This is a genomic window from Ideonella sp. (assembly GCF_041287625.1).
Taxonomy (GTDB): domain Bacteria; phylum Pseudomonadota; class Gammaproteobacteria; order Burkholderiales; family Burkholderiaceae_C; genus Ideonella.
Genome location: NZ_JBGGNH010000065.1, coordinates 25,206 through 35,167 on the forward strand (window position 1 = coordinate 25,206; position 9,962 = coordinate 35,167).

Below are 9,962 nucleotides of genomic sequence, written 5' to 3' on the forward strand. Positions count from 1 at the left end.
GAATGAAAAAAGCCACCCGGAGGTGGCCTGGCGGCTGGCGAAGCGGAGGCTTATTGCATCAGCGACAGCACCATCTGCGACATCGAACCCGACTGCTTGAGCATCGAGGTGCCGGCCTGCAGCAGCATCTGCTTGGCGGTCATGTTGGAGGTTTCGGTCGCGTAGTCCACGTCCATGATGCGGCCCTTGGCGGCCGTCGTGTTGGTGCTCATGTTGGACAGGTTGTTGTACACGTGGTCCAGGCGGTTGGACGCTGCACCCAGGGTGGAGCGCACCGCACCGACGGACTTCAGTGCCGTGGTGAGCTTGTCGATCGTGCCGTTGGCATTGGCGGCATTGATTTCACCGGTACCGGTGGCGTGCGCCGTGGCGGCTGCGTAGTTGGAGGTGGCTGCGGTGATGTCCGTCACCGCCGTGGCCAGGTCGGTGCTGGCATTGACGGTCATGGTCTCGGCGGCGGAGGCCCCGATCTGGAAGGTCACCGCTGCGGCCATCGTGCCGCCGACGAGCAGCTTGGCACCGCCGAAGGTGGTGTTCTTCATGATGTTGCCGATTTCCTGGCCCAGCGCGTCGTATTCCGACTGCATGGCGTCCTGGTCGGCAACCGACGAGGTGCCGTTGGCGCTTTCGGTGGCCAGGTCCTTCATGCGCTGCAGGATGTCGGTGACTTCGCTGAACGCGCCTTCGGCGGTCTGCATCATCGAGATGCCGTTTTGCGTGTTCTTTTGCGCCACGGCCATGCCGCGGGTCTGCGCGTTCAGGCGGGTGGCGATCTGCAGGCCGGCGGCATCGTCCATCGCGGAGTTGACGCGATAGCCGGTGCCCAGGCGGGTCATGGACGTCGTGAGGGCTTTCTGGCTGTTGGCCAGGGCGCTTTGCGTCGACAGGGCGGCGGCGTTGGTGTTGAGGCTGAGCATGGGGTACTCCTGGCAAGTTGGGAAGTTGGCGCCTCGTGTTGACGCCCTCCACCCGGATAGGCGACGGGTGCGCGGCCGGGCTTAAACCCCGGAATGAAAAAAGCCACCCGAAGGTGGCCTGGCGGTTGGCGGCGCGACGGCTTATTGCATCAGCGACAGCACCATCTGCGACATCGAACCCGATTGCTTGAGCATCGAGGTCCCGGCCTGCAGCAGCATCTGCTTGGCGGTCATGTTGGAGGTTTCCGTCGCGTAGTCAACATCCATGATGCGGCCCTTGGCAGCCGTGGTGTTGGTGCTCATGTTGGACAGGTTGTTGTAGACGTGGTCCAGGCGGTTGGAGGCGGCGCCCAGCGCCGAGCGCACCGTGCCCACGTCCTTCAGCACCGTGTCGAGCTTGGTGATGGCGCCGTTGGCCGCACCGGCGGCGGTCAGCTCGGTGCCGGTGCTGCCGGCCGCCGCGTAGTTGGCAGTGGCGGCCAGCAGGTCGGTGCCCAGCGTGGTCATGCTGGCGGAGACGTTCACCGCCATGGTTTCGGAGGCGCTGGCGCCGATCTGGAAGGTCACGGCGCCGGCGCCCATGGTGCCACCGGCCAGCAGCTTGGCGCCGCCGAAGCTGGTGTTGTTCATGACGTTGTAGAGCTCCTGGCCCAGCGCGTCGTATTCGGACTGCATGGCGGTCTTGTCGTCGGCAGACGAGGTGCCGTTGGCCGCCTCGGTCGCCAGGTCCTTCATGCGCTGCAGCATGTCGGTGACCTCGCTGAAGGCGCCTTCGGCCGTTTGCATCATCGAGATGCCGTTTTGCGTGTTGCGCTGGGCCACCGCCATGCCGCGCGTTTGCGCGTTCAGGCGGGTGGCGATCTGCAGGCCGGCGGCGTCGTCCATCGCGGAGTTGACGCGGTAGCCGGTGCCCAGTCGCGTCATCGACGTGGTCAGGGCCTTTTGGCTGTTGGACAGCGCACTTTGCGTCGACAAGGCGGCCGCATTGGTATTCAAGCTGAGCATCTGGAACTCCTGGGCTGGTGGGAAGTCGGGGCCTCGGTTCGATGCCCTTACGGTCACTAGGCGTCTTTGCCCGCGCGGCGCTTAAACCGGCCGGCCGAAATTCCTCTGGCAAACCCCGTGAACCGCGGGGCCAGCGGCGTGAGCGCGGATAATCGACCGATGCGTTTGCGATTCACCAAGATGCACGGCGCCGGCAACGACTTCGTCGTGCTGGACGCGACCCAGGCGCCGCTGGCGCTGAGCCGCGACCAGCTGCGCCTGCTGGGCGACCGGCGTTTTGGCGTCGGTGCGGACCAGATCCTGGTCGTCGAGCCCGCGGACCGGCCCGGCGTGGACTTCCGCTACCGCATCTTCAATGGCGCGAGTGGCGACGAGGTCGAGCAGTGCGGCAATGGCTCGCGCTGCTTTGTGCGCTACGTGCGCGACCATGGCCTGAGCGAGCGCGACACCATCCGCGTGGCCACCGTCAACAACGAGCTGGAACTGCGCCTGCAGGCCGATGGCCGCGTCACGGTGGACATGAACCAGCCCGTCTTCGAGCCGGCCCGCCTGCCATTCGACCCGGCCGGCCTGGTGCCGCGCCGGGTCAACGGCTTCGAGCTGTGGCCGCTGGACCTGGGGACCGGCGACAGCGCCGAGGTGTCGCTCGTCTCGATGGGCAACCCGCACGCCGTGCTGCGCGTGCCCGAGGTGGACGCGGCACCGGTGGCCAGCTGGGGTCCGCGCATCGAGGCCCACCCGCGCTTCGCCCGCAAGGTCAACGCCGGCTTCCTGCAGGTGGTGAGCCGCAGCGAGGTGAAGCTGCGCGTGTTCGAGCGCGATGCTGGCGAGACGCTGGCCTGCGGCACCGGCGCCTGCGCAGCGGTGGTCGCCGGCATTCGCCTGGGCTGGCTGGACAGCAAGGTGGACGTGCACACCCGTGGCGGCGTGCTGACGATTGAATGGAACGGCCCCGGGCATTCGGTCTTGATGACCGGCCCCGCGGTGACCGTGTTTGAAGGAGAGATCGAACTGTGACCACCCCGCTGCAAGGCATCACCGAAGACGACATTGCCAACTACCTGGTCAACACGCCCGGTTTCTTCGAGCGCCATGCCGAACTGCTGTCCACCGTGCAGCTGACCAGCCCGCACGGGCTGCGCGCCGTTTCGCTGCAGGAGCGGCAGATGGAAATGCTGCGCGAGCGCATCAAGGGGCTGGAGCGCAAGATCATCGAGATGATCCGCGCCGGGCAGGACAACGTGGTGATCGCCGAGCGCATGCACCGCTGGACCTGCGCGCTGATGCTGGCGCGCAGCGCTTCGCTGCTGGGCCAGGTGCTGATCGAGGAGCTGAAGCACGAGTTCATGATCCCGCAGGCCGCTGTGCGGGTCTGGGGCGTCTCGGCCAGCCACAGCCACCTGCCGTGGGCGCAAGCTGTGAGCGACGACATCAAGACCTTCGCCTCCAGCCTCACCCAGCCCTATTGCGGCCTGAACGCCCAGTTCGAGGCCACCAGCTGGCTGGGCGACCCGACGCCGGCGCAATCCGTCGCGCTGGTACCGCTGCGCCTGGGCAAGTCGGCCGGCGAATGCTTCGGCCTGCTGGTGCTGGGCTCGCCCGATGCACTGCGCTACCAGAGCGACATGGGCACCGAGTTCCTGGTCCAGGTCGGCGACATCGCCAGCGCCGCACTGGGCCGGCTGCTGATGGGCGAATAGGCGTTTCGATGGGTGACGCGGTTCAACCTGCAGCGTTGCCGGACCCGCTGCCGCGCTACCTCAGCCACCTGCGCGTAGACCGGCGCCTCGCCGAACGCTCGCTCACCCTCTACACCGACGCCTTGACCCGGCTGGCCGCAGCTGCCGCCGCGCAGAACCTGCCGCTGGACCGGCTGCTCACGCATCATGTCCGCCGCATGGTCGCCCAGCTGCACAGCCAGGGCCTGGCGCCGCGCAGCCTGGCGCTGCAGCTCTCGGCCTGGCGGGGCTTCTACCGCTGGTGGGGCCGCGAAGGCGGCGTGCCGCTGAACCCCGCCGATGGCGTGCGCCCGCCCAAGGCGCCCAAGCCGCTGCCCAAGGCATTGGCGGTGGACCAGGCCGTGGCGCTGGCCGAAGCCCAGCCCGACACGGCCGACCCAGCACTGGGCGCGCGTGACCATGCCATCGTCGAGCTGCTCTACAGCAGCGGCCTGCGCGTCGCCGAACTCGTCAGCCTGGACGCTTCACCGGGCCCGGCCGCGGTCGGCTGGATCGACGAGCCGGACGCCACGGTGCATGTGCTCGGCAAGGGCAGCAAACGCCGCGCGGTGCCGGTCGGCCGCAAGGCACTGGAAGCGCTGGCCGCCTGGCGCGCCGAGCGCGACCTGGTGGCCAGCCCTGGCGAGCCGGCGCTGTTCGTCAGCAACCGCGGCACCCGCCTGTCCACCAGCCAGGTGCGCACGCGGCTCAAGGCGCTGGCGCTGGGCGCCGGCCTGCCCACCTCCGTCCACCCGCACATGCTGCGCCACAGCTTCGCCTCGCACCTGCTGCAGTCCAGCGGCGACCTGCGCGCGGTGCAGGAACTGCTGGGCCACGCCAGCATCAGCACCACGCAGATCTACACCAAGCTGGACTTCCAGCACCTGGCCAAGGCCTACGACGCCGCGCACCCGCGGGCCAGGAAAAAGCCTGAAACCGGTTGACTGGGCTGGGGGCTCGACTGCCGGCTATTTGTTGCTGATGATCTCCAGCAACTCGCCTCGCACCGCCGGGTCGGCCATGTACTTGCTGTACAGCGGCGACATCCGGCGCACGTAGGGGGAGAAGTCGACCACGTTGGCGAATTGGGCGCCGTCCTTGGTCACCGCGGCGCGCGCCGTCACGACCCGCTTGTCCCACAGGTCGCGCATCAGCAGGGCAGAACTCTTGCCTGCCTTTTGAAACACGGTCTTGTCCTGCGGGCTGAGCTTGTCCCACAGCTTGGTGGAGACGACCAGGGCTTCCGGTGACACCATGTGGCTGTCCAGCAGCATGTACTTCGCGGCCTTGTACTGCCCGGTGGATTCGTAGGACACCATGTTGCCTTCGGCGCAGTCCACGGTGCCCTTCTGCAGGCCGTCCAGCACGTCCTTGTAGGGCAGCACCACCGGGGTGGCGCCGAGCAGCTTGACCATCTCGACGTAGGCCTCGGACTGCTGCACGCGGATCTTCTGCCCCGCGAAATCTTCCGTCCGGGTCATCAGCTTGTTGGCGCAGAAGAACGAACGGGCGCCACCGTTGTACCAGCCGAGCACGACAAAGCCGGAGGCCTTCAACTTCTCGGCCAGGCGCTCACCGGCGGCTCCGTCGAGGAAGCGAAACATGTGGGCGGCATCGATGAACAGGAAGGGCAGGTTGTAGGCCTTCAGGCCTGGCGCCACTTCAGACAGCGGCGCCGAGTTGAATTCGGCCACGTCGATTTCGCCGGCCTTGAACATCGTCACGGCCTTGGACTGGTCGCCCAGCGAAGCGTTGGAAAACAGCTCGATCTTGATGGCGCCCTTGGTGCCCAGCTCGACCTCGTGGATGAAGCTCTTCATGGCCTCGGTCACCGGATACCCGTCGGGATGGGTGTTCCACGCGCGGACCTGGGTTTGCGCGGACGCTGGCGATGCGCCCATGCATGTGGCCAGGAAAAGGCCGCCGAGAAGTGCTTTGCGCATGAATGTGCCGCTGTTCGAATTTTGATGAAGCGCGGGTGGGCGCGGTGGGGCGCTCCGCGCATCATCGGTCATCGTACAACTTGCGGGCGGCCATATTTCACAGCAGCGGACGGGCCAGGAAGTAGCGGGTAACTACCAAGGTTGCGTGCGCTTGCGGCCGTGGGGGCCGCCGAGGGATGCGCCTGGCCGCGACAATCGCCAACATGACCCGCACGCCTTCTACCCCGCTGCTGCACAGTGCCTTCTACCGCTTTGCGCCGCTGCCTGACCCGCAGGCCGCGGCCGAGCAGCTGCGCGCGCTGGCGCAGGCGCTGCAAGGCAGCATCGTGGTGGCCGCAGAGGGCGTCAATGGCACGGTGGCGGGCGCACCGGAAGCCGTCCTGGCTTTCGAGGCGGCATTGCAGCGAGCGGACGTGCTGGCAGGTGCGTTGCGCGGCATGCCGTTCAAGCACAGCGCGTGCACCACGGCGCCATTCGGCCGGCTGAAGGTCAGCGTCAAGCCGGAGATCGTCGCACTGGGTTTGCCGCCAGATCCGGCGGCGCCACTGCCGCCGCCGGACGAGCACGACGCCAGCCACCTGTCGCCCGAGGCCTGGCGCGCGCTGCTGGCGCGCGATGACGTGGTGCTGCTGGACAACCGCAACCACTTCGAATTCCGCCTCGGCCACTTCCATGGTGCGGTGGATCCGCAGGTGCACAACTTCCGCGATTTCACCGCCTATGTGCAGGCCGAGGCGCCTGCCTGGCGGGCCGCGGGCCGGCCTGTGGCCATGTACTGCACCGGCGGCATCCGTTGCGACAAGACGGCGCCGTGGTTGCGCAGCCTGGGCCTGGATGTCTGGCAGCTCGACGGTGGCGTGCTGAACTACTTCCAGCAGCTGCCGGACGCCGGGCGCGACTGGCAGGGCGAGTGCTTCGTGTTCGACAAGCGCGTGGCGCTGGACACCACCCTGCGTGAGACCGGCACGAGCGCAGCGCAGGTGTTCGACCCGGCGCACCCTGACGAAGCCTGGCGGCTGCAGCGGGCGCGGCGGCTGGACGAATCGGGCGGCTGACGCGCCGTTGCGCTCAGCCCAGTTCGGCAATCACCTTCAGCGCGCGCTGGTGGCAGGCCAGCGCGAGCGTCCGGGCCTTGGCCGCATCGTGCCTGGCGATGGCCTCCACCAGCTTGTGGCGGTCGGCGTGCAGGCTGGCCGTGGCTTCGCGCCAGACCTTGGCCGAGCCGCCCGAGGTCTGGCGGGCAAGGTCGATCTGCAGTCCGGCAAGGAAGCGGCAGATGGGCGCCAGCAGCGGGTTGTGCGAAGCGGCGGCGAGCCCCAGCAGGAAGCGCGTGAGCCCGGCTTCGGAATCTGCGGCCCCGGCCGCATGTTCCAGCAGCGCCACGGCTGCGCGCAGCTCGGCCAGGTCTTCCGGCGTGGCGCGCGTGGCGGCCAGCTCGGCGCAGTAGGCATTCAGCACGCCCAGCAGGCCCATCACGTCCTGCACCTCGATGCGTTCGAGCTGGATCATCGAACCCAGCGACTGGGCGATCAGCTGCTCGGCATTGGCGGTCACGTAGGCGCCGCTGCCATGCCGCACCTCGATCAGGTGGATGGTCACCAGCGCTCGGATCGCTTCGCGCACCGTGGCGCCGCTGACGCCGTAGCCCTGCGCCATCTCGCGTTCGGTGGGCAGCTTGTCGCCGCGCTTCAGGCTGCCGTTGAGGATGCGTTCGCGGAGGTCGTCAAGGATCTGTTCGGCCGCGCCGCCTCGCGCCAGCGGGCGCAACTCGGTTTTGGGTTTGAGGGTCACTTGCAGTGTCGGTTTCGGAGCATGCGGTGGGGCGCGTTTTTCCCACATCGCCCTGCTGGCGTCTACTGGCGTTGGCAAGGCCTTGCGCGCCAACGCTTTGGGCTGCGGGTGCGTGGTGGACAATTGCCGCTGTTTGCCCAGGGCACGGCTCAAGAGGTTGTTGGCACGGGCGCGAACGAGGCCTTATCCCTGTGGCCCGCCTTCTTTGCAGCACCCCTTTTCAGCAAGCACGATGCCCGCATACCGTTCCAAGACCTCCACCGCCGGCCGCAACATGGCGGGGGCCCGCTCCCTGTGGCGCGCCACCGGCATGAAAGACGAAGATTTCGCCAAGCCCATCATCGCGGTGGTCAATTCGTTCACCCAGTTCGTGCCCGGCCACGTGCACCTGAAGGACCTGGGCCAGCTCGTTGCACGCGAGATCGAGGCGGCCGGCGGTGTCGCCAAGGAGTTCAACACCATCGCCGTGGACGACGGCATTGCCATGGGCCACGATGGCATGCTGTATTCGCTGCCCAGCCGCGACATCATCGCGGACTCGGTCGAGTACATGGTCAACGCGCACTGTGCCGACGCGATGGTCTGCATCTCGAACTGCGACAAGATCACGCCCGGCATGCTGATGGCCGCGATGCGCCTGAATATCCCGGTGGTGTTCGTCTCGGGCGGCCCGATGGAGGCCGGCAAGACCAAGCTGGCCAACCCGGTCACCAAGGTCATGGAGTTCAAGAAGCTGGACTTGATCGACGCGATGGTGATCGCGGCCGACGCGAAGTACTCGGACGCCGAGGTTGCCGAGGTCGAACGCTCCGCCTGCCCCACCTGCGGTTCCTGCTCGGGCATGTTCACCGCCAATTCGATGAACTGCCTGACCGAGGCGCTGGGCCTCTCGCTGCCGGGCAACGGCACCGTGGTGGCCACCCATGCGGACCGCGAGATGCTGTTCAGGCGTGCCGGCCGCCGCATCGTCGAGATCACCAAGCAGCACTACGAGCAGGACGATGCCAGCGTGCTGCCGCGCTCGGTCGGCTTCAAGGCCTTCGAGAACGCGATCACGCTGGACATCGCGATGGGCGGCTCGACCAACACCATCCTGCACCTGCTGGCCATCGCCCGCGAAGCCGAGATCGACTTCGGCATGACCGACATCGACCGCCTCTCGCGCACGGTGCCGCAGCTGTGCAAGGTGGCGCCCAACACCAACAAGTACCACATCGAGGACGTGCACCGCGCTGGCGGCATCATGGCCATCCTCGGCGAGCTGGATCGCGCCGGCAAGCTGCACACCGACGTGCCCACCGTGCACACGCCGACGATGAAGGAAGCGCTGGCCCAGTGGGACATCACGCAGACCACCGACCCCGACGTGCGCCGCTTCTACATGGCTGGCCCCGCCGGCATACCGACCCAGGTCGCCTTCAGCCAGGAAAGCCGCTGGCCCAGCCTGGACCTGGACCGCGCCGAAGGCTGCATCCGCTCCTATGAACACGCCTTCTCCAAGGAAGGCGGCCTGGCCGTGCTGACCGGCAACATCGCGCTCGACGGCTGCGTGGTCAAGACCGCCGGCGTGGACGACAGCATCCTCGTCTTCGAGGGCAATGCCCACGTCACCGAGTCGCAGGACGAAGCGGTGGAGAACATCCTGGCCGACAAGGTCAAGGCCGGCGACGTCGTGATCGTGCGCTACGAAGGCCCCAAGGGCGGCCCCGGCATGCAGGAAATGCTCTACCCGACGAGCTACATCAAGTCCAAGGGCCTGGGCAAGGCCTGCGCACTGCTGACCGATGGCCGCTTCTCCGGCGGCACCTCGGGCCTGTCCATCGGCCACTGCTCGCCCGAAGCGGCGGCCGGCGGCGCCATCGGCCTGGTGCGCAACGGCGACCGCATTCGCATCGACATCCCGGCCCGCACGATCAACGTGCTGCTGTCCCACGAGGAACTGGCCACGCGCCGTGCCGAGCAGGACGCCGAGGGATGGAAGCCGGCGCAGCCGCGTCCGCGCAAGGTCTCGTCCGCGCTGAAGGCCTACGCCAAGCTGGTCATGTCGGCCGACAAGGGCGCCGTGCGCGACCTGTCACTGCTGGACGACTGACGCTGCGGCGCAATCGGCGCCTTTCTTCTCGCCAAGCCGCTCCTCGAAGCGGCTTTTTCGCGTGATGGGTGGCTGATGAGAAGGAAATTCTCCGAACACGGGGGAACCCCTGTGCATTGAAGAAGATTTTCCTCGGTTGGGAGAAGAACAATTCTGCATGAGCATTGGTTCCGCTTCCCCCATCCGCCGCCCCGACTACCGCTTGTCCGACAACCTGTGGGCCAAGGACGGGGTCGTTTTCCTCACCGGCACCCAGTCGCTGGTGCGCTTGCTGGTGATGCAGCGTCAGCGTGACCTGGCGCGTGGCCTGAACACGCAAGGCTTCATCAGCGGCTACCGCGGCTCGCCGCTGGGTACCTACGACCAGGCGTTGTGGGCCGCCAAGAAGCACCTCGCGGCGCAGCACATCGTCTTCCAGCCCGGTGTCAACGAGGAGCTGGGCGCCACCGCCGTCTGGGGCACGCAGCAGCTCGACCTCTACCCGCAGAGCAAGAAG

10 protein-coding genes are annotated in these 9,962 nt (G+C 67.4%); 6 read left to right on the forward strand and 4 right to left on the reverse strand.

What is annotated here, in order from left to right; genetic code table 11:
- Nucleotides 1-50: 50 nt before the first annotated feature.
- Both ACAH41_RS23780 and ACAH41_RS23785 read right to left on the reverse strand, forming a co-directional pair.
- Nucleotides 51-917, reverse strand: coding sequence for a flagellin (locus tag ACAH41_RS23780; protein WP_325653518.1), 867 nt, complete (start codon nt 915-917; stop codon nt 51-53).
- A gap of 141 nt (nt 918-1,058) precedes the next feature.
- Nucleotides 1,059-1,922 (reverse strand): flagellin, encoded by an 864-nt coding sequence (locus ACAH41_RS23785; RefSeq protein ID WP_325653520.1) that lies wholly within the window; start codon nt 1,920-1,922, stop codon nt 1,059-1,061.
- A 159-nt stretch (nt 1,923-2,081) separates the two neighbouring features.
- Between ACAH41_RS23785 and dapF the strand changes: the two genes are divergently transcribed.
- From dapF to ACAH41_RS23800, 3 genes are read left to right on the forward strand one after another with little or no spacing between them, the layout of a single operon-like run.
- The gene (dapF, locus tag ACAH41_RS23790; protein ID WP_325653522.1) at nt 2,082-2,939 is read left to right on the forward strand and encodes a diaminopimelate epimerase; all 858 of its coding nucleotides are present in this window, start codon (nt 2,082-2,084) and stop codon (nt 2,937-2,939) included.
- Nucleotides 2,936-3,622 carry a DUF484 family protein gene (locus tag ACAH41_RS23795; RefSeq protein WP_325653523.1) on the forward strand — a complete coding sequence of 229 codons (687 nt, stop codon included), beginning with the start codon at nt 2,936-2,938 and terminating at the stop codon, nt 3,620-3,622. Before dapF ends, ACAH41_RS23795 begins: the two co-directional genes overlap by 4 nt.
- Nucleotides 3,623-3,630: 8 nt before the next feature.
- Entirely contained in the window at nt 3,631-4,584 is a 954-nt protein-coding gene (locus ACAH41_RS23800; RefSeq protein WP_325653524.1) for a tyrosine recombinase XerC, read from the forward strand.
- Between the two features lie 24 nt (nt 4,585-4,608).
- Here the strand turns inward: ACAH41_RS23800 and ACAH41_RS23805 are convergent, their stop codons facing one another.
- A complete protein-coding gene (locus ACAH41_RS23805; RefSeq protein WP_325653525.1) occupies nt 4,609-5,541 on the reverse strand; it encodes a TRAP transporter substrate-binding protein in 933 nt (310 codons plus the stop codon).
- A 245-nt stretch (nt 5,542-5,786) separates the two neighbouring features.
- Here ACAH41_RS23805 and ACAH41_RS23810 point away from each other — a divergent pair, with 245 nt between their 5' ends.
- On the forward strand, nt 5,787-6,638 hold the full coding sequence (locus ACAH41_RS23810) for a rhodanese-like domain-containing protein (RefSeq protein ID WP_325653527.1): 852 nt from the start codon (nt 5,787-5,789) through the stop codon (nt 6,636-6,638).
- Nucleotides 6,639-6,651: 13 nt separating this feature from the next.
- Here ACAH41_RS23810 and ACAH41_RS23815 read toward each other — a convergent pair whose 3' ends face one another.
- A complete protein-coding gene (locus ACAH41_RS23815; RefSeq protein ID WP_325653529.1) occupies nt 6,652-7,374 on the reverse strand; it encodes a GntR family transcriptional regulator in 723 nt (240 codons plus the stop codon).
- A gap of 232 nt (nt 7,375-7,606) precedes the next feature.
- Here ACAH41_RS23815 and ilvD point away from each other — a divergent pair, with 232 nt between their 5' ends.
- Nucleotides 7,607-9,466, forward strand: a complete 1,860-nt coding sequence (gene ilvD, locus ACAH41_RS23820) for a dihydroxy-acid dehydratase (RefSeq protein ID WP_325653531.1) — start codon at nt 7,607-7,609, stop codon at nt 9,464-9,466.
- Nucleotides 9,467-9,623: 157 nt separating this feature from the next.
- Nucleotides 9,624-9,962, forward strand: a 339-nt coding sequence (locus ACAH41_RS23825; RefSeq protein WP_370538566.1) for a hypothetical protein, incomplete at its 3' end; no start/stop codon positions are given.